The organism is Sphaerisporangium flaviroseum, from assembly GCF_039537005.1.
Lineage (GTDB): Bacteria > Actinomycetota > Actinomycetes > Streptosporangiales > Streptosporangiaceae > Sphaerisporangium > Sphaerisporangium flaviroseum.
Window position 1 is genome coordinate 952,255 of record NZ_BAAAZR010000002.1, and the last position, 22,549, is coordinate 974,803.

Genomic DNA, 22,549 nt, shown 5'->3' on the forward strand with positions numbered 1-22,549 from the left:
GGGCGGCGCTCCAGGAAGCGCGACCGGCCGGGGCCCTGGATGTACGAGGGGCGGACGTTGCCGACATTGGTGCGGCCGTGGCGGCTGATCAGTCGAGGCAGAACTCGTTGCCCTCGGGGTCGGCCATCATGACGTGACCGGCGTTGAGCGGAGGAGCGGGCTCGTAGCGCCGCAGCCGGGTGGCGCCGTGGGAGAGGAGCCGCTCGGCCTCCGCCTCCAGGGCCGCCATCCGCGCGTCGCCTTCGAGCCCCGGGGCGGCTCGCACATCGAGGTGCACGCGGTTCTTGGCCTGCTTGCCCTCTGGCACCCGCTGGAAGAACAGCCGCGGCCCGGAGCCCTCGGGGTCGACCACCGCCGAGGCGTCGTTGCGCTTCTCGGGCGGCACTCCCATCGCCTCCAGGGCCTGCTCCCAGGACGCGAAGCCCTTGGGCGGGTCCTGCACCTGATAGCCGAGGGCCTCGGCCCAGAACGCCGCCAGCCCGGCAGGGTCGGCGCAGTCGATGGTGATCTGGACGTCGCGGGCCATCTCAGCTCGCCTCCCGCCGGGTCTGCTGGTGGAGGTCGCGCAGTAGGCAGACCTCGGCCAGATGGTGGATCATTTCGCGGTTGATGTGCAGCACCAGCGCCGCCAGAGGATGCTCGGCGTAGGGTCCCTCCGCCTCCCCGCACGGACGGGCGAGGCCGGTTTCGCCGAGGGATTCGACCCCGGCCATCCACGTGGCGTACTCCGCGTCGAGCTGGGCCAGCGCCTCGGTCGCGGTCGCGGCGTACTCGAACGACCGGTAGTCGGTGGGCGTACGTCCGAAGTGCGCGGCGTTGCGCACCGCGAGCACGCCGACGATCACGTGCCCGAGTCGCCAGGCGATCGTCGTCAACGGTGGCGGGCCGGACTCCTGCATCGCGAAGTCGATGGTCATCACGCCGGACCCGGCCTGTACCGGTGCGGCGCCGGTGCCGCGCGGGCGCACGCTCCAGCAGCCGGGCACCGGCTCCCAGAAGTACTCGTCGTCGGTGAGCCCGTCGAGGCGATCGCGCAGCTGGTTGGTCCAGTGCCAGGCGATCTGCTCTCGGAGCAGTGAATTCCAGGTCTGGTCAGTCATGGGTTCACCCTCCCGCATATAGCGGACAGGATCGTTCCTTGATCTGTGGAACGATGACCGCGTGACCGTAGAGGCGACGACCGAGCGGGTGCTGCGGCTGCTGGTGCTGCTGCAGCGCCGGCCGTCCTGGACCGCCGCCGAGCTCGCCGCCGAGCTGGGGGTCACCGACCGCTCGGTGCGCCGCGACGTGGAGCGGCTGCGCACGCTCGGCTACCCCGTGCACGCGACGGCCGGCGTCGGCGGCGGCTACCAGCTCGGCGCGGGCACCCGGCTGCCGCCGCTGCTCCTCGACGACGAGGAGGCGATCGCGACGGCGGTGTCCCTGCGGCTGGAGGCGGGGGGCACGGTCGCCGGGGCGGGCGAGGCGGCACTGCGGGCGCTCGCGAAGCTCGACCAGGTGATGCCGCCCCGGCTGCGCGCCGAGGTGCGGGCGGTGCACGGCGCCACCTCGACCCTGGTGGGCCCCGGGGTCCAGATCGACGCGGAACTGCTGGTGACGCTCGCGCGGGCCTGCCGCGACGCCGTCCGGGTGCGGTTCCGGTACGCCGGCCGCGACGGCGGGCACCACGAGCGCATGGTCGAGCCGGTGCGGATGGTCGCCACCGGCCGCCGCTGGTACCTGATGGCCTGGGACGTCGACCGTGATGACTGGCGCACCTTCCGGCTGGACCGGATGCGCGATGTGGTGGCGACGACCTGGCGCTTCCGGGCGAGGGATCATCCGGACCCGGTCGCCTACGTGCAACGGTCGGTGACGGAGGCGCCGTACCGGTATCTCGCCCGGGTGCGGGTGCACGCCCGGCCCGACCGGGTGCGGGAGCTGGTGCCGCCCCAGGTGGGGCGCGTCGAGGACGATCGCGACGGGTGGTGCCTGCTCGTCGTCGGCGGGGACGACCTCGACTGGCTCGCCATGCACGTGGCCCGGCTGGGCTTCGAGGCGGAGGTGCTGGAGCCTCCGGAACTGCGGGAGGCCGCCGCCCTGCTCGCCCGCCGCCTCGCGGCGATGGCCGGGACCGGCTGACGGAGGACCCGGCCGGTCCTCGCCCGACACCGTGCCCGGCAGGCCGAGCATCGGCCGCGGCGCCACCGGCGCCTGGCGTTCGGTGAACGCCCTGTCCCGCGACACCTAGATCGCGGCGGGTTGCTCGGAGGACGAGAAGCCCTTGCCGAGCAGGAACTCCTCCACGACGAGCGTCGCGGCGCCGAGCGCGACCGCGTCCGGCCCGAGCCTGCCGAGCACGATGGAGGCCGTCTCGTACGGCTGGGACAGGGAGTTCGCCGCGACGGCCTTCTTGATCCTCGGCAGCTCGTGCCGGCCCAGGATGAGCCCGGCCCAGCCGCCGATGACGATGCGCTCGGGATTGAACAGATTGATCAGGTTCGCGAGGCCCGCGCCGAGGTAGTCGATGGTCTCCTCGATGACCGGGGCGCCCGTCCGCACCAGCTCGGCCAGGGTGGCCTGCTCGTGTGCCATCTCGGCGGACAGCCCGGCACGTTCCAGGATGCTCTCGGCGCCGATGTAGGCCTCGAGGCAACCGCGGGCGCCGCAGCGGCACGCCCGGCCGCCCACCGCGATCTTCGTGTGGCCCCACTCCCCGGCGCTGCTGTTGGCCCCCCGGTAGGTGAGCCCGTCGGTGATGATGCTCGCGCCCACCCCGGAACCGAGCAGCACGACGATGGCGTGCCGCGCCCCGCGGCCGGCGCCGAACCACAGCTCGGCCTGCCCCATCGTCTTGGCGCCGTTGTCGACGTAGAGCGGAAGCGAGGTGCCCGCGCGCAGGAGCGCGCCCAGGGGCACCGCGTCCCATCCGAAGGTGTGGGCGTGGATGAGCGCGTCGGTGCCGCTCTCGACGATGCCGGGGACGCCGATGCCGACTCCCAGCACATGGGCCTGGTCGGTTCCGCCGGCGGCCAGCACGGCGTCGATGCCGGCGAGGATGTGCCGCACGACCAGGTCGACGTCGTGCCGGCCGGGGAGCAGGGCGTACTCGGCCTTGGCCCGCTCTTTCATGTCGAGGTCGAACAGCTCGACGTGGACGTGGGTCTCGCCCACGTCCACCCCGATCACGTACCCGAACGTGGGGTTGACGCGCAGCAGCACCCGGGGGCGTCCGCCGTCGGACTCCACCAGGCCCGCCTCGACGATGACATGATCGGCGATGAGGTCGCCGGTCACGTTGCTCACCGAGGCGGCGCTGAGTCCGGTCAGCCCGCTGAGCTCGTGGCGGCTGGTCGGACCCGCGAAGTACAGGGTGCGCAACAGCACCGCGCGGTTCCCGCGCCGGAGGTCGCGCACCGTTCTGCGTTCGGGCCTGACCATGATTTCCTTCCCCCAGCCTGCGGTCATGTTAGATCAGGCCGTGAAATAAGGCATCCCCAAGCGGTGATCGAAACCCGGTCACCCCTGGACGAGCCGCGTGGGGAACGCCGAAGGCGCCCCGGGCCGCCGGGCCCGGGACGCCGTTCCGCGGGTCAGGGGTAGCTGACGAGGTTGGCGACGTTGGTGGCGGAGTTGGACGGTCCGCCGGTGTTGTTGATGATGTGGCTGATGGTGCCGGTGCCGCCCAGGGACACCGTCACCAGGCTGTGGAACCGGACGTTGGGGGTGTTCGGCACCTCGAAGGAGCGCGCCTCCACCACGCTCGGATTGACGTTGAAGTAGGCGTAGCTGCCGAGGCCCCACGCCTCATGGCTGGTCACCGAGTTCGCCACCTTGTAGGCGGCGTACCCCTGGGTGCTTCCGTTCATCCACGCCGCCTGGTTCGGCGGGTCGTAGGGCAACTCGTTCTGGTAGAAGTACGTCCGCCCGCCGTTGCCGTTCCAGATGGTCTGGTACTGCTGGTAGTGCTCGACGAACAGGCCGTACATCGTCACGTCGTTGCCGTTGACGATCAGGCCGTTGGCGGCGGTGTTGGAGTTCCAGCCCACGCCGCTGCCGTGGTCGGCCCGCCACAGCCACAAGTGGTCGCCGATGACGTTGGAGCTGTTGATCACCAGGCTCTGGCTCGCCTTGCCGACCCCGGCGCCACCGATACGGAAGAACATGTCGTGCAGCGAGACGGGGTTGGCGGCATGGTTCTGCGAGGAGCCGGAGGGGCCCACCTGCATCAGCACCGGTGAGTTGGTGGTCCCGGCGTCGATGAGCAGCCCGGCCACCTTGACCCCGTCGACGTCGGCGACCGAGACCGCGGTGACGCCGTTGTCGGGGATCAGCGTGGCGAGGCCCAGTCCGAGCACCACGGTGTTGGCCCGGTTCACCCGGATCGTGTCGTTGAGGTGGTAGACACCGGGCGTGAACAGCAGGTTCTTGCCCTGCGTCAGCGCGGCGTTGATGTCGGCGGCCGAGTTGCCGGGCTTGACGACGAAGAACTGGTCGATCGGGATCGACGACCCGGCAGGCGCGCCGCCGGTCCAGGTGGTGCCCTGGGAGTTGCCGCGCAGCGCCGGCACGAAAACCTGGTAGGCGCCGGCCTGGTCGACGTAGAGGAACGGCTTCTCGCGGACGACCGGTGTGGTGTTCACCGTGGTGTACGGCGGGTTGGGGAAGCTTCCCGACGGCGCGTTGGTGACGCCGACGAAGACCATGTTCCAGTTGGACCCCGTCCAGCTGCCCCACTGGGCGTTGCGTGAGAGCCACTGCTGCTGCGACCCCGACCGCACCTGGCCGTCGATCTTGGAGTCGGCGATGAAGCCACCGCTCGACCAGCCACCGTCGTCCAGTTGCAGGTTCCCTCGGACGTGCATGCGGCGGTACGGCGCGGCCTGCGAGACCGCCCACCGATCGGTGCCCGAGGGCGGGCTGACCGAGAGGTTCTCGGCGCCGCGCCAGAAGTTCTGGGTCGCGTTGCCCTGGAACCAGTCGGCCTCGGCATGCACGCCGCCGTTGATGGTGACGTTGTCCGGCGACAGCCCGAGGCCGAGCACCTGCGTGTAGAAGCCGACGTTGACGTCGACGTTGTAGGTGCCGGGCTTGAACAGCAGCGCGTACCGGTTACCGCCGAACTGGTTGGTCTGCTGCTGGCTGAACACCGAGTTCAGTCTGCTCTGGATGGCCGAGGCCGGCATCGAGGGGTCGAAGACGCTGACGTTGGGGCCGAGGTCCGGGCCACCGCCCGGTGGAGTCGTGGTTCCCATGGTGAAGGACTGGGCCGCCGTTCCGTTGCAGGTGTACTGCTGCAACTGGACGCCGTCCGACGTGGAGGCGGCCGGCACGTCCAGGCACTTGCCGCTGTTGCGGTTGACGAAGTGGTACGAGCCTCCGGCCTCCTCCACGGGCTGCCACTGCTGGTTGTTGCCGCCCGAATAGGACCACAGCTGCACCGGGGCGCTGTCCGCGGTCGAGACGTTGGTGACGTCCCATGCTTGTGCGGCATTGAGGTTGGCGTTGACGCGGTAGTAGCCGCCGCTGGTCGCCTGCAACTGCCACAACTGCGCGCCGGAGCCGTTGCAGGCGTACTGCTGCACCGCCGTGCCGTTGGCGGAGGCGGCGGCCCGCGCGTCCACGCACTTGCCGCTGACCTTGCTCACCACCGTGGTCCAGCCCGTCGGTGGCGCCGCCGCCACGCCGGCGCCACCGAGCTCGGCGGACGTGCCCGCCTGCGGGGTCGCGGCGCTCGCGCCGGGCGGTGCCACCAGGGACAGGGCGACGGTGGCCAGCGCCGCGAGAGCCACGCGGATTGGATGTCTGACCGACATGACGCCTCCTGGCTAGAAGCCGGCCGTGATCCGGGTGAAGTCCCAGTTGTTCTGGGAGACGCCGCTGCAGGTCTCCTGCACACCGCCGCCGGGGCACGGGCGGTCACGGTTCACCGACCAGAAGGCCAGGCGGGTGAGGCCCTTGGACCTCGCCCAGTCGCGGATCTGGGTCCAGATCGCGGTCGTGGTGACCTCCTGCTGGTCGGACAGGCCGTTCATGCCCGAGATGCCCATGTGCGCGTAGGCCTGGGCGTCGGTCCATCCCCAGGCGTTCTTGAGCGCGTTCTTCAGCCCTTCGGAGGCGTTGACCGTGTTCTGGTACATGTTCGCGCCGCTGCCGTTGTCGAAGGTCATGATCGTGTAGTTGTCGATGGGCACGTTCAGCGCCCTCGACTGGTTGATCAGCCGGATGCCGTCGCCGCCGGGGCCGCTGGTGCCGGTACCGAAGGTGAGGACGACCTTGACGTTCGGGTTGTTCTGCTTGACGATCTTCAGACCGCCGAGGATGCGGTCCTGAACCGTGTAGTTGGAGAACTCGTCGGAGTTCTCGATGTCGAAGTCGACCACGGCGGGGCCGACCGCGTTGATGACCTGCTGGACCGCCGCCGCGTAGGCCGCCGCCGAGGAGCAGTTGGGGCCGAGCTTGTTGCCCGACCAGCCGCCGAAGGAGACCTGGACGCTGCCGCCCGCCCCCTTGATGGCCGAGATCGTCTGGGCGTCGACGCCGCCGGTCAGCGGCCTGGACCCGTCCCACCTCGGCGTGCAGCCGCCGCCGGACAGGATGAAGGCCATGGTGAAGGACCTGACGCCGGTGGAGCTCATCACCGAGGTGGCGCTGGGCGGGTTTCCCCAGCCCATGTAGAGGTACGGCGCGCCGGGCATCTTGCCGGGCGGGGGCGGGGGCGGGGGCGTGGTGCCGCCGCCCGGCAGCGTCCACTTCTGGTTGGCGCTCGCGAAGCAGTCCCAGATCTGCAGGGGAGTGCCGTCGGCGGAGCTCGGGCCGGTGGCGTCCAGGCACTTGCCGAGGGCGCGCAGGGTACCGTCCGCGCCGGCGGTCCAGGACTGCGCGGCGCTTCCGTTGCAGTCGTAGATCTGCACCTTGGTGCCGTTGGCGCTGCTGGCGGCGGCGACGTCGAGGCACTTGCCGAGCGCCCGGATGGTGCCGTCGGTGCCGACGTTCCACTGCTGGGCGGCGCTTCCGTTGCAGGTGTAGAGCTGGACCTGGGTGCCGTTGGCGCTGCTGGCGGCGGCGACGTCGACGCACTTGCCGCCATAGCCGGTGATCTGGCCGGTGGCGGCCCACGCGGGGGACAGGCCGGTGAGGACGAGGGCCAGGGACGCTACGACGGCGCCGAGGAGCAGCCGCAGCCGGGAGGGAACGAAGCGTTGAGGCATGGGGGGTGTCTCTTCCTACGGGGGGTCACATCTTGAAATAAGCGGTGGAGGAAGCGGCTGACGAGGTGCCTCCCTGCGAATGAGGTGGGCAGCCCTCACTCACAGGAAGGTTTCCTTTTTATTTCACGCCCCGAATTTAACGCTTGTTGGACACGGTGAGTCAAGAGCGGCGTTGCGGCACAGGCTCAGGTCTGGAGGGCCCACTTCTGGTTGGCGCCGCCGGTGCAGTCCCAGATCTGCAGGGGAGTGCCGTCGGCGGAGCTCGGGCCGGCGGCGTCCAGGCACTTGCCGAGTGCCCGCAGGCTGCCGTCCGCGCCGGCGGTCCAGGACTGCGCGGCGCTTCCGTTGCAGTCGTAGATCTGCACCTTGGTGCCGTTGGCGCTGCCGGCGGCGGCGACGTCGAGGCACTTGCCCAGGGCGCGGATGGTGCCGTCGGCGCCGGCAGTCCACTGCTGGGCCGTGCTTCCGTTGCAGGTGTAGAGCTGGACCTGGGTGCCGTTGGCGCTGCTCGCGCCGGCGACGTCGACGCACTTGCCGCCGTAACCGGTGATGGCCTTGCCACCGCCGCCCGATGGGGTCCCCGACCAGGTGAAGGTCGCTGAGGTCTTGGTGGGCAGGGTGTAGGTGAACGACTGGCCGCCCCAGTTGACCTTGACCGACTGCGCGCTTCCGGTGGTGTTGTAGGCGATGAGCGCCTTGGACCCGTCCGGGTTCTTCCACGCCACGTTCTTCACCGCGGAGCCGGCCGTCGAGTCGATGCGGTACGCCCCGGGCCTCACGAACTTGGTCAGGTGACCCATGGTGTAGTACTCCACCGTGTAGTCGACCTGGCCGTGGCGTGCGTCGCCGTTGTGCACGGTGATCAGGCCGGTGCATGTGCCGCAGCCGCCGTTGTGCGGGCCCTGGTTCTGGTCGACGGCCAGGCTCCACTTGACCCAACTACGGTCCCAGTTGCGGGTGTAGTCGATCAGGTTGTTCATGTCCTCTCTCTGCTGGTCCGGGATCCAGTTCCCGCCGGAGTGCTCGGTCATGTACGCGTTGACCTGGGGATACTGGTTATGCACCGCGGTCTGCGTGCTGACGTCGCCGCCGTAACCGTGCCAGGCGATCCCGCCGAACAGCGGGTCGTTCCTGATGGCGGAGTCACCGAGCAACGGGGCGGCCCAGGTGTTATAGGCGTCCCAGTTCCAGTCGAGGACGAGCGTCTTGGTGGTGATGCCCGCGTTGCGGAACGCCGGCCATAGTGCGCTCTTGATGAAGTACTGCAGGCCGGAGGTGTTCCAGTTCATCGACGGGTACCCCGCGCAGCAGGTGGGCTCGTTCTGCGGCGAGACGTAGTCGATGTGCAGGCCCTGGGCGGCGTACGCCTGGACGTACTTGGCGAAGTACTCGCCGTACATCCCGTAGTACTGCGACTCCAGCCAGCCCTGGCTCCAGGCGTCGTTGTCCTTCATCCAGGCCGGTGAACTCCAGGGCGAGGCCATGATCTTCAGGGCCGGGTTGAGCGCTTTGGCCTGCTTGGTGAGGGGGACGACGTCGGCGAGATCGTGGTTGATCGAGAATCCGGACAGGTCGCAGCAGGTGTCGTCGTAGGAGTAGCTGTACCGGGCGAGGTCGGAGGACCCCATCGGGTTGCGCACGAAGCTGAGGCCGATCCCGTTGACCGGGTCGAACAGCTTCTGCATGACGGCGGCGCGCGTGCCGGCGCTCAGCGCGCCGCTGCTGTTCATCAGCCACGCGGCGGTGTCGGTGAACGACGCGCCACCGCCCTCGAACTGCTGGTAGGTGGTGTTCTCGTTGACGGTGATCGTCTGTGCGGCCCCTGGGCTGGTCGCCGCGAACGACACGGGCGCCTGCTGCTGCAGGCCTCTGGTGACCGTGCGACCTCCGGAGTCGGAGGTCGTGGTGAGCCAGATGTTGACGCTCTCGCCCGCGGCCTGCGCGGCCGGAGCCTGGGCGACACCCAGCCCCGCGCCTGCCAGCAGCAGAGCGGCGGACAGGGCCAGTCGTGATCTCAGGAATGACATAGCGGATCTCCCTCTGAGGGGTGAGTGAAGACCTGCCTGTACGGCCCTGCCCGGCATCGCACTGGCGTGAGGTAGTGGTAACACGCCTGAAACGGCCGCGCAACGCCTCGAGCCACAAAAATTCAACTCTTAAATCCCGACATGAAAAAAGTACAGCCTGCCGGCAGCCGCCCTGCCGGCGCACTGAGCCGTGACGCCGCGGCAGGTCAGGAAGCCTGCCGTCCATCGGCCGGCGCCGTGATCCGTGCCGCCGACGTGCCGAGACCGGTGACGGGGAAGGAGAAGTCGGTCGGCGCGGCCGCCGCCCGCAAGCGCCTGAGCTCGGCGTCGGTGTACCGGACGCACTTGCGGTGCCACTCGAGGATGCCCGCCATCCAGTCCTTGAGGTCGTCGGCGTGGCGGGTGAGGGCCTGGCGGGCAGCCTCGTCGAGGGCGAAATCCTCGAACAGCGCGGGCAGGTCGTTGGCGAGGATGTGCTCGAACTGGCGCATGCGCGCCGCCATCAGGTCGGCCACGATGTCGCGGGCCTTCCACCGGTCGACGTCCAGGAAGTGCTCGATGACCAGGACGAGGTTGTGCACCTCGCCCGCGAACTCGATCTCCTTCTGATAGGAGAACAGGTCGTTGGTGAAGGTCGCGTAGTCCTGGGCCGCGGTGTCCAGCTCGCGCATGACCCGCGTCTGGTGGATGCCCGGCGGCACCACATCGGCGTGCGCGAGCCGGGCCAGGCTCATCGTCAGGTCGGACCCGAACGTCTTCCGGCGCATCTCGACGTAGTCGACCGGGTCGGGGATGCGGTTCTGGGCCTGGTTGACCAGCTCCCACAGCCAACTGGAGGTCATGTCCTCCACCGCCTTGCGGAACCGCCGCCGGGCCGGCACCTCCATCGGCCCCGCGGTGCGCCGCCACAGGTCGGCCAGCCCCCGCTCGAGCGGGTTCGCCGGCTCGGGGGTGGCCCCCGCGTCCAGCGGCATGAACGCCCGGAGCCGGTCGTTGCAGAGCTTGGCCCCCGCCAGATCGCGGGTGGCGCCGAACACCACGGGGAAGTAGTCGTCGCCGTAGGTGCCCCAGGCCAGCCAGTCGGTGGAGAGGTGGAGCTGTTCGAGGTCCGCGTCCGCGTGGACCATCGCGGCGCAGTGGGCCAGGTCAAGGCCGGCGAAACGCCGCTCGTCCCACACTCCGCCGAGCTCCACCCCCGGCACCGAGTCGAACATGCCCATCTCCCGCGCCCAGCCGGCCGCGCGGTGTCGCGCGGCGTCGAGGTGCGGGCTGGTGCGGAAGGGGAACGGCATGTACAGCTCGGGCGGCGGCAGGTGCCCGACCGGCCGGAAGGGCACATAGGAGTGCTGCCGGACCCGGCGGTGCAGGCCCAGCCGCTCAGGGGACAAGGCCAGACCGGCGGCGGACGTGCCGAGGCCGGTCGGTCCGGGCAGCGACGTGCCGGCGGGTTCGGAGACGGCGCCGTCGTTCATGTACCGGCTGGATCTGGCGTGCCACTCATGCCCGCCGGACTGCCAGTCCTGCAGGCCCTTGACATAGGCGGCCACCGCGACCTGCTCGTGCGGGGGCACGGCCTGCTCGGCCAGCAGGGCGGGGACCTCGGTCAGCGCCGTGTTCTCGAACTGCTGCAGCCGGGAGGTCAGCAGGTCGTTGACCAGCTCGGCCGCCTCCTGCGTCGAGCAGCCGAAGAACCTCTCGAAGACCAGCACCGCGTTGGAGTTCTCCCCCTCCTGCCGGACCTCGCGCTCGTAGGAGAACAGGTCGTTGCGCAGGTGCACCGCGTCGGAGAAGGTGTCGCACAGGACCTGCATCGGCCGCGTCGCGGCGATGGCGCCGGGGATCTCCGCGTGGACGGCGTACTCCACGAGGTTGGCCGACCACGGGGCTCCGCCGACGCGCCGCCGCATCTGGACGTACTCGATGGGGTTGGCGACGCGGCCGCGGTCGATGTTGTCGAGCTCCCACATCGACTCGACCATCAGGTTGTTCGTGCTGGTGATGAAGCGGCGCCGCCACTCGCCTGACATCGCCGGCACCGTGCGCTCCCACAGGTCTTTCAGCCCCGCCTCGGCGGGGTTGGCCGGCTCCGGCGGCATCTCCCCCTCAAGGGTCATGAACAGCTTGAGACGGTCGAGGTAGGCCTTCGCCCCGGGAAGGTCGCGGGAGTACTTGAACTGCTCGAGGAAGTGGTCGTCGAAGAAGAACACCCAGACGTACCAGTCGGTGATCAGGTCGAGGGTGGGGCCGTCGCAGTCGGGGTGGGTGTAGGCGCACATCAGCGCGTAGTCCATGTCGGCCAGCGCCTCGTCGTCCCAGACGACGCCGCCGCCGGGCTTGGGCGCGTCCAGCATGCCCATCCGCCGCGCCCAGGCCGCGCTGTGCTCGCGGGAACGTTCCACATGGGGGTTGATCCGGGCGGGATAGGTCAGGTAGAAGTCGGGCAGTGTGAAAGCCTGCATGAGCGTGCGTACTCCCTTGAGCCGACGACCGGTGCCGTTCACTCATGGTAATGGCATAACCACGGAAAGTACTGCACCACGTCAACTCCGTCGGCGCGATCCGCCCAGCCGTCCCCCTCGGTGCCCCAGCGTCATGAAAGCGACAGAGCCGGCTCCCGAAGGAGACCGGCTCTGGCGATCATGCTTTCTTCACGCGGGTAATGGTGGGCGATACTGGGATTGAACCAGTGGCCTCTACCGTGTCAAGGTAGCGCTCTCCCACTGAGCTAATCGCCCTTGCTGATCATCACTGCAGAGGTGGAGACGGGATTTGAACCCGTGTACGCGGCTTTGCAGGCCGCTGCCTCGCCTCTCGGCCACTCCACCGGGCGAGGCCTCGTATCCACAAGGCCTCTCCGAGCGGACGACGGGATTCGAACCCGCGACCCTCACCTTGGCAAGGTGATGCTCTACCACTGAGCCACGTCCGCATGCCATCCGCGGGTGGTTACCCTCCGCACGGCGACGACGGAACTCTAGCGGGTTTTGGCTGTCTGTGCCTAACCGGAGGCTGATCCAGGCAGGGCGCGTGCCCGCCGGGTGCGGGCCGTGGTCAGTGGGCGGCCGAGCCGCGGAAGTTGCGTGCCACGCTGCGTTCGACGGCGGGAAGGGTCAGGAAGAGCTCCAGGATGCGGGTGAGCCGGTGGACCTCTATACGGTGGAAGGGCGGGCCGTCGGACCTGGCCAGCAGGAAGGTGAGGGCCAGCGGCGGGAGCGGGGCCGCGACGATGTGCAGGCCCGAGGGCAGGGTGTGGGCCTCGGGGCGCGGCGGGGTGATCGAGGGGAACGGCACCTCGGTGGGAGCCCGCCAGCTGGAGTGGACGACGGTCCTCGGGGTCTTCTCCGTGGCGGCGGCGGACCAGTCGGCGCTGAACAGCACGGGCATGGAGTCGATCAACGTGGCGAGAGCCCGGTCGCCCGCCGTGGTGATGTATTTGAGGATCTCCAGCTCCGGGTAGGTGCCGGGCGCCTCGCGGGTGCCCCACACCCCCTCGATGACCACGTCCGGAACGCCTTCGAGCCCATGGACGAGGGTGGACCGCGGGGCGGAGTCGGGCCAGTAGACCGTGAGATCGTCCACGGCCCTGCCCTCGCCGCGCTCGAGCACGACCAGCTGGATGATGTCGGCACCCGCGATCCCGAGGACGCGTGTCACCTGGCCCAGGGACCCCGGGCGGTCAGGCAGTGAGATACGCAGTCTCAGGAGCATTCAAGCGCCTCCCCGGTCACGTACGGTAGCACCCGCCTTCCAATCTAGCCGCCCGCCCTCCCTGTGGTCCAAGCGGCAGCGCCCGGACCAGGCGTTTCGCGCGTCCAATCCGGCTTTGAGGTACAAATAGGCAGGTGAAGATAGGTGCGATCGAGGTCTGGCCGCCGGTGGTCCTGGCGCCGATGGCGGGTGTGACCAACGCGCCCTTCCGCACGCTCTGCCGTGAGCAGGGCGGTGGCCTGTACGTCTCGGAAATGATCACGACGCGTGCCCTGGTCGAACGCAACGCGAAGACCCTGGCGATGATCCGGTTCGAGTCCGGGGAGAGGCCGAGGAGCATCCAGCTCTACGGCGTGGACCCGGATGTGGTGGGAAGAGCCGTCCAGATGATCGCGGAGGAGGATCTGGCCGACCACGTCGACCTGAACTTCGGCTGCCCGGTGCCCAAGGTCACGAAGAAGGGCGGCGGGTCGGCCCTGCCGTACAAGCGCGACCTGCTGCGGCGGATCCTGCGCGCCGCGGTGGCGAACGCCGGGACGCTGCCGGTGACGATGAAGATGCGCAAGGGCATCGACGACGATCACCTGACCTATCTCGACGCGGGCCGCATCGCCGTCGAGGAGGGGGTGAGCGCCATCGCGCTGCACGGCCGCACGGCGGTGCAGCACTACGGGGGCACGGCCGACTGGGACGCGATCGCGCGCCTCAAGGACGCGGTCCCCGAGATCCCCGTACTGGGCAACGGGGACATCTGGAGCGCGGACGACGCGATCTCGATGATGGAGCGCACCGGGTGCGACGGGGTGGTGGTGGGCCGCGGCTGCCTCGGCCGTCCCTGGCTCTTCCGCGACCTCGACAACGCCTTCACCGGGGTGACCGAGCGGGTCCGGCCGGATCTCGGCCGGGTGGCCGCGACGATGGCGCGCCATGCCGAGCTGCTCGTGGAGCACTACGGCGGCGAGGCCCACGGCGTCCTGGACTTCCGCAAGCACGTCGGGTGGTACCTCAAGGGCTTCACCGTGGGCGCCGGGCCGCGCCGCGATCTCGCCACCGCCCGGTCGCTGGCCGAGCTGGGCGAGCGTCTTGCCCGCCTGCCCGGCGACCAGCCCTGGCCGGCGGACGCGGCCGATGGGCCGCGTGGCAAGTCGAACGCCCGCGAGCGCGTCCACCTGCCCGACGGCTGGCTCGACGACCCGTACGACGCGGCGGTCCCCGAGGGCGCCGAGCTCGACTCCTCGGGCGGCTGAACCCCGCTGCGCCGCCCGGTCCCTACGCGACGGGCGCCGCCTGTCAGATAGGCCGTGGGCCGCGTGGGGGAGCCGGGATCAGAGGCGGTCGAGCGCGGTGACGTGCACGACGGCGTGGCCCTCCTCGTCGGAGGCGGCCAGGTCGACCTGCGCGCTGATGCCCCAGTCGTGATCGTCGGCGGGGTCGTGGAGCACCTGGCGGACGCGCCAGAGCTCCGTCTCCTCCTCGATGAGCAGCAGCGAGGGGCCACGGGCATCGGGGCCGGTGCGGATCTCGTCGTGGTCCTCGAAGTAGGCGTCCAGCGCGCTCTCCCAGTCGATGTCGGCCAGCTCGTGCAGCTCGTCGTACCGCTCCAGCGCCGCCAGCTCGACCATGCGGAACATGGCGTTGCGCACCAGGACGCGGAAGGCCCGGCGGTTGCTGGTGACCGGCCGGGTGTTCTCTTCCAGGCCGGGCCGTTCGAGCTCGTCCGTCGGGTTCTGCAGCTGCTCCCACTCGTCCAGCAGGCTGGAGTCGACCTGGCGGACCAGCTCGCCGAGCCACTCGATGAGGTCCTGCAGGTCCTCGGTCTTCATGTGGTCGGGGACGGTGCGGCTCAGCGTGCGGTAGGCGTCGGCCAGGTAGCGCAGCACCGTGCCCTCGGAGCGTGCCAGCTCGTAGTGGTGGACGTATTCGGTGAACGTCATGGCCCGCTCGTACATGTCGCGCACGACCGACTTGGGGCTGACGGCGTGGTCTCCCACCCACGGGTGACCGCGCCGGTAGGTCTCGTACGCGCCGAACAGCAGGTCCTGGAGCGGCATGGGATAGGTGACGTCGGTGAGGAGCTCCATGCGCTCCTCGTACTCGATTCCGTCGGCCTTCATCTGGGCCACGGCCTCGCCGCGGGCCTTGTTGAGCTGGGAGTGCAGGATCTGGCGCGGGTCGTCCAGGGTGGACTCCACGATCGAGACGATGTCGAGGGGATAGGTCACAGACTCGGCGTCGAGCAGCTCGAACGCCGCCAGGGCGAACGTCGACAGGGCCTGGTTGAGCGCGAAGTCCTCTTGCAGGTCGACGGTGAGGCGGGCCATGCGGCCGTACTCGTCGGGCTCCCTCAGCTTCTCGACGACGCCGCCGGCCAGCAGGGACCGGTAGATCGCGATGGCGTGGCTGATGTGCCGCCGCTGGGCCTTGCGATCTTCGTGGTTGTCGGTGAGCAGCCGTTTCATCGCCGCGAAGCAGTCGCCCGGGCGGTTGATGACCGCGAGGAGCATGGCGTTGCTGACCTTGAAGCGGGAGCCGAGCGGCTCGGGCTCGGCCTTCTGGAGGCGCTCGAAGGTCTCCTCGCTCCAGCTCACGAACCCTTCCGGGGCCTTCTTGCGCACGACCCTGCGCCGCTTCTTGGCGTCGTCCCCGGCCTTGGCCAGCGCCTTCTCGTTCTCCACGACGTGGTCTGGGGCCTGGCAGACGACGTACCCGAGGGTGTCGAAGCCGGCTCGTCCCGCCCGCCCGGCGATCTGGTGGAACTCGCGGGCGCGCAGCAGGCGGACGCGGTTGCCGTCGTACTTGCTGAGCGCGGTGAACAGCACCGTGCGGATCGGCACGTTGACGCCGACGCCCAGGGTGTCGGTGCCGCAGATGACCTTGAGCAGCCCCGCCTGCGCGAGGCGCTCGACCAGCCGCCGGTACTTCGGCAGCATTCCGGCGTGGTGCACGCCGATGCCGTGCCGTACGAGCCGCGAGAGCGCCCGCCCGAACTTCGTCGTAAACCGGAAATTGCCGATGAGCAAGGCGATTGATTCTTTTTCCGCTTTTGTCGACATGTTGACGCTCATCAGGGCCTGGGCCCGTTCCATGGCCGCGGCCTGCGTGAAATGGACCACGTAGACCGGCGCCGACTGGGTGGAGAGGAGCTCCTCCAGCGTCTCGTGCAGCGGCGTGGTCCGGTAGCTGTAATAGAGCGGCACCGGCCGGGTCGCCGAGCGGACCAGCGCCGTCTCGCGCCCGGTGCGCCGCGTCATGTCGGCCTCGAACCGCGTCATGTCGCCGAGCGTCGCCGACATCAGGATGAACTGCACCTGCGGCAGCTCCAGCAGCGGAACCTGCCAGGCCCAGCCCCGGTCGTGCTCGGCGTAGAAGTGGAACTCGTCCATCACGACCTGGCCGATGTCGGCCTCCGCGCCGTCGCGCAGCGCGATGTTGGCGAGGATCTCCGCGGTGCAGCAGATGATCGGCGCCGAGGCGTTCACGGCGGCGTCACCGGTCATCATGCCGACGTTCTCGGTGCCGAAGACGGCGCACAGGTCGAAGAACTTCTCCGACACCAGGGCCTTGATCGGCGCGGTGTAGAAGGTGCGCCGGCCGGTGGCGAGGGCGGCGAAGTGGGCGCCCGCCGCCACCAGGCTCTTGCCCGACCCCGTCGGCGTGGACAGGATCACGTTGTTCCCGTAGAGGATCTCGATCAGCGCCTCCTCCTGTGCGGGGTAGAGCGTGAGCCCGCGCTGGGAGTTCCAGTCCACGAAGGCCTCGAAGAGGGCGTCGGGGCCGGTGTCTTGGGGAAGGTGCTGGAGGAGGGTCACATACTCAATACTGCCGAAAGCCTCGCCATGGTCGGTCCATGATTGGCCACGGTCCGGTCAGGGGAGGCCACGCGCGAGGTCAGATCAGCGTCCTGAGGCGGCGCAGCGTCGAGCGACGCCAGCCGGGAGCGGCGGTGTAGAGCACCAGGCGCTGGTCGCGATCGGAGATGGGGTCGAGGTCCCCCATAAGGTCCCATCGCCTGATGACCCGTGTGAACCCCGGTGCCTCTCGCCGCGTCCCCTGTGCGGGGCCGGAGAGGCTCCGGGGGAGAGGGAGTGGCGATGCGTGGATTCAAGGCGGCCGTGGTCCTGGCGATGGCGGGCATGCTGATGCTTCCCGCGCCCGCCGAGGCGGGTACGGACGTGAGGGCGGGCGTCACGGCCGTCCGGCAGGCAGGCTCGGAGCAGGCGTTGCGTACGCCGGCGAGCGTCGCGAAGAAGCTGTTCAAGGCCTGGCTGGGCCGTGACAGGCGGGCGGCGGCCGCCGTGGCCACCCCCGCCGCGGTGAAGACCCTGTTCGCGTACGTCTACCGGGCGCCGGACCGGTTCGGCGGATGTTCGGGGAACGCCTGCCGCTTCGTCCACACCAGCGTCCGCGTGCCGGGCGCGCTCAACGGGATCCTCATGATCGTCTCGGGGGGCACCGTCACCAAGGTCTACCAGTCGCGCCACCTCACCACCGCAGGCAAGGCCGCCAGGCACCTGTTCGGCGCGTGGAAGGCGGGGGACAGGAACAGGGGCCTTGAGGTCGCTTCGGCGGGCGCGGTGAAGAGGCTGTTCCGCACCAGGTTCGGCGGCGTCCGCTACTACTACCAGGGATGCGTGCCCGAGAAGGGCGGCAGGTCCTGCGCGTACTCCTACGAGGGCGGCGCCATGCTGATGCACGCCCGCGGGAGCGCGACGCGCGGCTACGAGGTGAGGTCGATCTCCTACATCGCCGACTGACGCACCGCCGCGTGTCACGATGGGGTATGCCTGAGCTCGCGGAGGAGTGGCGGAGGCTGGCGGGGGCCTCCCCGGCGGCCCTCGCGGTCGGGGCGGAGCTGATCGCCCGCTGGGCGGAGCCGCACCGCCGCTACCACACGCTCGACCATCTGCGCTCGGTGCTCGCGGCGATGGAGCCGATCGCCGTACACGCCGATGATCCCGTGGCGGCACGGCTGGCCGCCTGGTTCCACGACGCGGTGTACGACGGCAGGCCGGGCCGGGACGAGGAGCGCAGCGCCCAGCTCGCGTGGTCCCGGCTCTCCCGGCTCGCGGGCCGGCCGGGGCCCCTCATGGGAGGTGCGCGGGTCCGCGAGGTGGCCAGGCTCGTACGGCTCACCGCCGCCCACGACCCGGCGCCGGGCGACCGCAACGGCGAGGTCCTGTGCGACGCGGACCTCGCCGTGCTGGCAGGGCCCGGGTACGACGCCTACGCCCGAGCCGTGCGGGAGGAGTACCGGCACGTGCCCGACCAGCGGTTCAGGGCGGGCAGGGCGCGGGTGCTGGAAGGCCTTCTTGCCATGCCCACGCTGTATCGCACGCCTCTGGCGCGCACGCTCTGGGAGTCCCCGGCCCGCGCGAACGTACAGGCGGAGCTCACCGCGCTGGCCGCCCGGCACGCCGAGCCCGGCCGCGAAACGCATGGGACCACTGTGGCACCCGCGGGGAGGTGAACTCTTGTGAGTATCGGACGTGTTCGCCGCCTCACAGCCCCAGGTCGTCGAGCTCCTTCATCAGGGCGGCCCGGGACGGATCGCCGCCGGTGGCGGCGGGTCTCTCCAGGCCCCTGGCGGCGGAGTCGCCCACGGGCCTTGGGGCGTGGGTGGTGGCGGCGGCGCGCGGGCGCCGGTCGCGGAACAGCCAGCCGCCGAGGATGCCGCCCACGAAGCCGAACAGGTGGCCCTGCCAGCTGAACTCGTCGGTCGGCAGCAGCCCGGTGAACTGGTAGGCGAAGCAGAGCGCCATCACCAGCCCGACCACGATGTCGATGCGGTGCCGGTCGAAGATCCCACGCACCAGGATGTAGCCGAAGTACCCGAAGACCACGCCGCTGGCCCCCGCCGTCACGCTGTTCGCGCCCGCCACGAACCAGACGCCGAGACCGCTCGCCACGGCGATCAGCGCGGTGACGCCCAGGAACTTGACCACTCCCCGGTAGGCGGCGAGGAAGCCGAAGACGAACAGCGGCCCGGAGTTGCCCTCGATGTGCGCCCAGCTCCAGTGCAGGAACGGCGCCGTGACGATGTCGGGGAGGCGCGACGGATCGCGGGCGACGATGCCGAAGGACTGGCTGAGCGAGTAGGAGGTGGCCCAGTTGCCGATCTGTACCGCCCAGATGAAGGCGAGGAACCCCACCATGACCCAGAACGCCTTCTGGGCCTCGGCGATCATGATCTCGGCCTTCTGGTTCTCGGTGCCCACCGATGCCTCCCTGAATGCGCGCACGCGCCGAACCTGTCGTGACGGCCGGGAAGGTACGCCCGATCGTTCCCGCCCAGGTATCTTCGCAAATCCCGCGCCGGAAGGGCTACCGCCAAGCGGTGATGGAGCACGATCGGGCGGGAGGCAACCGGGGTAGGGCTCCGGTCCGAAGGCAATCAGCGGGGGTGGTGAGATGACCCGGTGTCTGGTGACCGGCGCGACCGGCTACATCGGCGGCCGGTTGGTGCCCGAGTTGCTGCGGGACGGTCATCGGGTGCGCTGCATGGTCCGTTCGGCGGGGCGCCTGCGCGGCCAGGTGTGGCGCGACCAGGTCGAGGTCGCCGAGGCCGACGCGACCGACGCCGGCCGGACCCGGGCGGCGCTCGAAGGCGTGGACGTCGCCTACTACCTGATCCACACGATGGCGGCCGGCCGTGACTTCGCCGAACGGGACCGCGAGGCGGCCTCCACCTTCGCGGCGGCGGCCAAGGACGCGGGCGTGGGCCGCATCGTCTATCTCGGCGGCCTGACCCCCTCGGAACGGCCCTCGCCCCACATGCGGTCGCGGGCGGAGGTGGAGCGGATCCTGATCGGCTGCGGAGTGCCGGCGGTGGCGTTCCGGGCCTCGGTGATCATCGGTTCCGGGTCGGTCTCCTTCGAGATGCTGCGGTATCTCACCGAGCGCCTGCCGGTCATGACGACACCGCGCTGGGTCCGCACCCGCACCCAGCCCATCGCCATCAGGGACGTGCTGCGCTACCTGGTCAGGGCCGTGGACCTCCCCGACGGGCTGAACCGGGCCTTCGACATCGGCGGCCCCAGCGTCCTGTCCTACGCCGAGATGATGCAGGGGTACGCCGCCGTCGCCGGGCTGCCTCCCCGGCTGATCGTTCCCGTCCCGCTGCTCACGCCCAGCCTGTCCAGCCACTGGGTCGGCCTGGTCACGCCGGTTCCGGCCGGCGTGGCACGTCCGCTGGTGGAGTCGCTGCGCAACGAGGCGGTCTGCCGGGAGCACGATGTCGCCGGGTTCATCCCGGATCCGCCCGAGGGCCTCGTCGGATTCCAGGACGCGGTGCGGCTGGCCCTCCGCCGCGTCAAGGACGCCGACGTGGCCACGCGCTGGTCGTCGGCCTCGACCCCCGGCGCGCCGAGCGACCCGCTGCCCACCGACCCCGACTGGGCGGGCGGCAGCCTGTACGTCGACGAGCGCACCACCGTGGTGGACGCGTCTCCCGAGGCGCTGTGGCGGGTGATCGAGGGCATCGGCGGCGCCAACGGGTGGTACTCCCTGCCGGTCGCCTGGCGGATCCGCGGCCTGATGGACCGGGCCGTCGGCGGGGTGGGCCTGCGCAGGGGCAGGCGCGACCCGTCCCGGCTGCGGATCGGCGACGCGCTGGACTTCTGGCGGGTGGAGGAGATCGAGCCGGGTCGCCTGCTCCGCCTGCGTGCGGAGATGCTGCTGCCGGGGCTGGCCTGGCTGGAGCTGACGTGCGGTGAGCAGGAGGGGAAGACCGTGTACGGCCAGCGGGCGATCTTCCATCCGCGTGGCCTGATGGGCCACCTGTACTGGTGGTCGGTCTATCCCTTCCACGGCTTCATCTTCGGCCGCATGGCCGCCAACGTGGGAAGGGCCGCGGCCCGGCCACTGCCGGGGGCCGAGCTGAAACTTTCACCCTCCGATCGCGGGTAATGCCTGCTCAGGGGGCGGGGGAGCGCCGGTTGACCTCACCGGTGCTGTTCCGGGGCCGTGAGCCCGTCCTAGGGTCACGATGAATAATGGGAGCGCTCCCACCACCTCGTCCCCCCGGAGTCGAATGATGAAACGCCGAACCCTGCGAGCCCTGACGGCCGTGTTCGCCGTCATGGGCTCCATCCTCATGACGGTGGTGGTCACCGGTCAGGCCAGTGCGGACACCGTGACCTGCGAGAAGTACGGCTCGGTATCCATCGCCGGCGGCAGGTACGTGGTGATGAACAACAACTGGGGCGACGACACCCAGCAGTGCATCAACGTCACCTCGACCGGGTTCACCATCACCCAGGCCAGCCACAACAAGCCGCAGAACGGCGCCCCTGGCTCCTACCCTGCCGTCTACGCCGGCTGTCACTACGCGAACTGCAGCTCTGGCAGCGGGCTGCCGATGCGCGTGACGGACAGCAGGTTCGCGACCATCCAGACCAGCGTGAGCATGACCTACCCCTCCTCGGCCGGGGTGTACGACGCCGCGTACGACATCTGGTTCGACCCGACCGCGCGCACCGACGGGCAGAACACCGGCGCCGAGCTGATGATCTGGCTGAACCACACCGGGACGGTGCAGCCGGTCGGGTCCAGGGTCGCCACCGTCAGCCTCGCGGGCGGCACCTGGGACGTATGGTTCGGCAACATCGGCTGGAACGTCGTGTCCTACGTGCGAACCTCGCCGACCAGCTCGATCAGCTTCCCGGTGAGCACCTTCTACAGCGACATGGTGAGCCGGGGATACGCGCAGAACTCCTGGTACATCACCAGCGTGCAGGCCGGCTTCGAGCCCTGGGTCGGCGGCACGGGCCTCGCGGTCAACAACTTCTCCTACAGCGTCGGAAGCGGCGGCGGTGGCGGCGGGGACACCACCGCGCCGAGCGCGCCCTCCAACCTGAGGGCCTCGAACGTGACCGCCGGCGGGGCGAGCCTGACCTGGAACGCGTCGAGCGACAACGTCGGCGTGACCGGGTACGACGTCTACCGGGGCAGCACCATCGTCGGCACGGCCACCGGCACCTCGTTCAACGTCACGGGGCTGTCCGCCTCCACGACCTACTCCTTCTCGGTACGGGCGCGCGACGCCGCCGGCAACACCTCCCCGTCCTCCAACACCGTCACGGTGACGACGCCCTCGGGCGGTGGCGGCGGTGGCGGCGGGGCCTGCGCGGTCGCCTACGTCAAGAACGAGTGGCAGGGCGGCTTCACGGCCGACGTGACCATCACCAACACCGGAAGCGGCGCGGTGAACGGCTGGACCCTCGCCTTCTCCTTCCCCGGTGACCAGCGGATCACCAGCAGCTGGAACGCCGGCGTGACCCAGAGCGGCGCGTCCATAACGGCCAGGAACGTCTCGCACAACGGGTCGATCGCCCCGGGAGGCAAGGTCTCGTTCGGCTTCCAGGGCACCTGGGCCTCCAGCGACGCTTCCCCGACCGCCTACACCCTCAACGGCTCCGCCTGCACGCTGGGCTGATCCCAACCCACCCCCGGGCCGGGCACGGCGACGCCGTACCCGGCCCTGTTGCATTCCCGAAATAACACAGACCGTGATGACTTTCCGGTTTCTTTCCTTTCCTGCTTACGTGGAGTATTGGAGTGGCCTGGCAGGTAAACCGATTAGGGTATTCAGGCGTCTTAGCCGCCCTTGCCACTGCTTACCCAGGT

16 protein-coding genes and 3 tRNA genes are annotated in these 22,549 nt (G+C 69.9%); 6 read left to right on the plus strand and 13 right to left on the minus strand.

The window, feature by feature from the left end; all coding sequences use genetic code 11:
- Window positions 1-88: 88 nt before the first annotated feature.
- Both ABD810_RS10385 and ABD810_RS10390 read right to left on the minus strand, forming a co-directional pair.
- The gene (locus ABD810_RS10385) at window positions 89-526 is read right to left on the minus strand and encodes a VOC family protein (protein ID WP_344937286.1); all 438 of its coding nucleotides are present in this window, start codon (window positions 524-526) and stop codon (window positions 89-91) included.
- Window position 527: 1 nt separating this feature from the next.
- A complete protein-coding gene (locus tag ABD810_RS10390) occupies window positions 528-1,100 on the minus strand; it encodes a DinB family protein (RefSeq protein WP_344937288.1) in 573 nt (190 codons plus the stop codon).
- Window positions 1,101-1,161: 61 nt separating this feature from the next.
- Between ABD810_RS10390 and ABD810_RS10395 the strand changes: the two genes are divergently transcribed.
- Complete coding sequence (locus tag ABD810_RS10395; RefSeq protein WP_344937291.1) at window positions 1,162-2,121, plus strand: helix-turn-helix transcriptional regulator; 960 nt, start codon at window positions 1,162-1,164, stop codon at window positions 2,119-2,121.
- Window positions 2,122-2,226: 105 nt separating this feature from the next.
- On the opposite strand, the gene ABD810_RS10400 is transcribed toward ABD810_RS10395, so the two are convergent.
- From ABD810_RS10400 to ABD810_RS10440, 9 genes are all read right to left on the minus strand, one after another.
- Entirely contained in the window at window positions 2,227-3,420 is a 1,194-nt protein-coding gene (locus ABD810_RS10400) for an ROK family protein (RefSeq protein WP_344937294.1), read from the minus strand.
- A gap of 152 nt (window positions 3,421-3,572) precedes the next feature.
- Window positions 3,573-5,795 carry an RICIN domain-containing protein gene (locus tag ABD810_RS10405; protein ID WP_344937297.1) on the minus strand — a complete coding sequence of 741 codons (2,223 nt, stop codon included), beginning with the start codon at window positions 5,793-5,795 and terminating at the stop codon, window positions 3,573-3,575.
- A 12-nt stretch (window positions 5,796-5,807) separates the two neighbouring features.
- The gene (locus ABD810_RS10410; protein WP_344937299.1) at window positions 5,808-7,190 is read right to left on the minus strand and encodes a ricin-type beta-trefoil lectin domain protein; all 1,383 of its coding nucleotides are present in this window, start codon (window positions 7,188-7,190) and stop codon (window positions 5,808-5,810) included.
- 185 nt (window positions 7,191-7,375) lie between these two features.
- Window positions 7,376-9,217: a ricin-type beta-trefoil lectin domain protein gene (locus ABD810_RS10415; protein ID WP_344937302.1), complete on the minus strand. Its 1,842-nt coding sequence runs from the start codon at window positions 9,215-9,217 to the stop codon at window positions 7,376-7,378.
- Between the two features lie 206 nt (window positions 9,218-9,423).
- Window positions 9,424-11,676 carry a terpene synthase family protein gene (locus ABD810_RS10420; RefSeq protein WP_344937306.1) on the minus strand — a complete coding sequence of 751 codons (2,253 nt, stop codon included), beginning with the start codon at window positions 11,674-11,676 and terminating at the stop codon, window positions 9,424-9,426.
- A gap of 201 nt (window positions 11,677-11,877) precedes the next feature.
- A tRNA-Val gene (locus ABD810_RS10425) sits at window positions 11,878-11,952 on the minus strand.
- Between the two features lie 19 nt (window positions 11,953-11,971).
- Window positions 11,972-12,042 (minus strand) — tRNA-Cys (locus ABD810_RS10430).
- Window positions 12,043-12,074: 32 nt separating this feature from the next.
- Window positions 12,075-12,146 (minus strand) — tRNA-Gly (locus ABD810_RS10435).
- A gap of 122 nt (window positions 12,147-12,268) precedes the next feature.
- On the minus strand, window positions 12,269-12,925 hold the full coding sequence (locus tag ABD810_RS10440; protein ID WP_344937309.1) for an ACT domain-containing protein: 657 nt from the start codon (window positions 12,923-12,925) through the stop codon (window positions 12,269-12,271).
- A gap of 134 nt (window positions 12,926-13,059) precedes the next feature.
- Here ABD810_RS10440 and dusB point away from each other — a divergent pair, with 134 nt between their 5' ends.
- Window positions 13,060-14,172 (plus strand): tRNA dihydrouridine synthase DusB, encoded by a 1,113-nt coding sequence (gene dusB, locus ABD810_RS10445; protein ID WP_344937312.1) that lies wholly within the window; start codon window positions 13,060-13,062, stop codon window positions 14,170-14,172.
- A 78-nt stretch (window positions 14,173-14,250) separates the two neighbouring features.
- Here dusB and ABD810_RS10450 read toward each other — a convergent pair whose 3' ends face one another.
- Window positions 14,251-16,743 carry a DEAD/DEAH box helicase gene (locus ABD810_RS10450; RefSeq protein WP_344937584.1) on the minus strand — a complete coding sequence of 831 codons (2,493 nt, stop codon included), beginning with the start codon at window positions 16,741-16,743 and terminating at the stop codon, window positions 14,251-14,253.
- 273 nt (window positions 16,744-17,016) lie between these two features.
- On the opposite strand from ABD810_RS10450, the gene ABD810_RS10455 reads away from it, so the two are divergent.
- Window positions 17,017-17,679 carry a hypothetical protein gene (locus ABD810_RS10455; protein WP_344937315.1) on the plus strand — a complete coding sequence of 221 codons (663 nt, stop codon included), beginning with the start codon at window positions 17,017-17,019 and terminating at the stop codon, window positions 17,677-17,679.
- A gap of 26 nt (window positions 17,680-17,705) precedes the next feature.
- On the plus strand, window positions 17,706-18,392 hold the full coding sequence (locus ABD810_RS10460) for an HD domain-containing protein (protein WP_344937318.1): 687 nt from the start codon (window positions 17,706-17,708) through the stop codon (window positions 18,390-18,392).
- 31 nt (window positions 18,393-18,423) lie between these two features.
- On the opposite strand, the gene ABD810_RS10465 is transcribed toward ABD810_RS10460, so the two are convergent.
- Complete coding sequence (locus ABD810_RS10465; protein ID WP_344937321.1) at window positions 18,424-19,140, minus strand: rhomboid family intramembrane serine protease; 717 nt, start codon at window positions 19,138-19,140, stop codon at window positions 18,424-18,426.
- Window positions 19,141-19,333: 193 nt separating this feature from the next.
- Between ABD810_RS10465 and ABD810_RS10470 the strand changes: the two genes are divergently transcribed.
- The gene (locus ABD810_RS10470; protein ID WP_344937324.1) at window positions 19,334-20,830 is read left to right on the plus strand and encodes an SDR family oxidoreductase; all 1,497 of its coding nucleotides are present in this window, start codon (window positions 19,334-19,336) and stop codon (window positions 20,828-20,830) included.
- A gap of 127 nt (window positions 20,831-20,957) precedes the next feature.
- Entirely contained in the window at window positions 20,958-22,358 is a 1,401-nt protein-coding gene (locus ABD810_RS10475) for a GH12 family glycosyl hydrolase domain-containing protein (protein ID WP_344937326.1), read from the plus strand.
- Window positions 22,359-22,549: the final 191 nt, after the last annotated feature.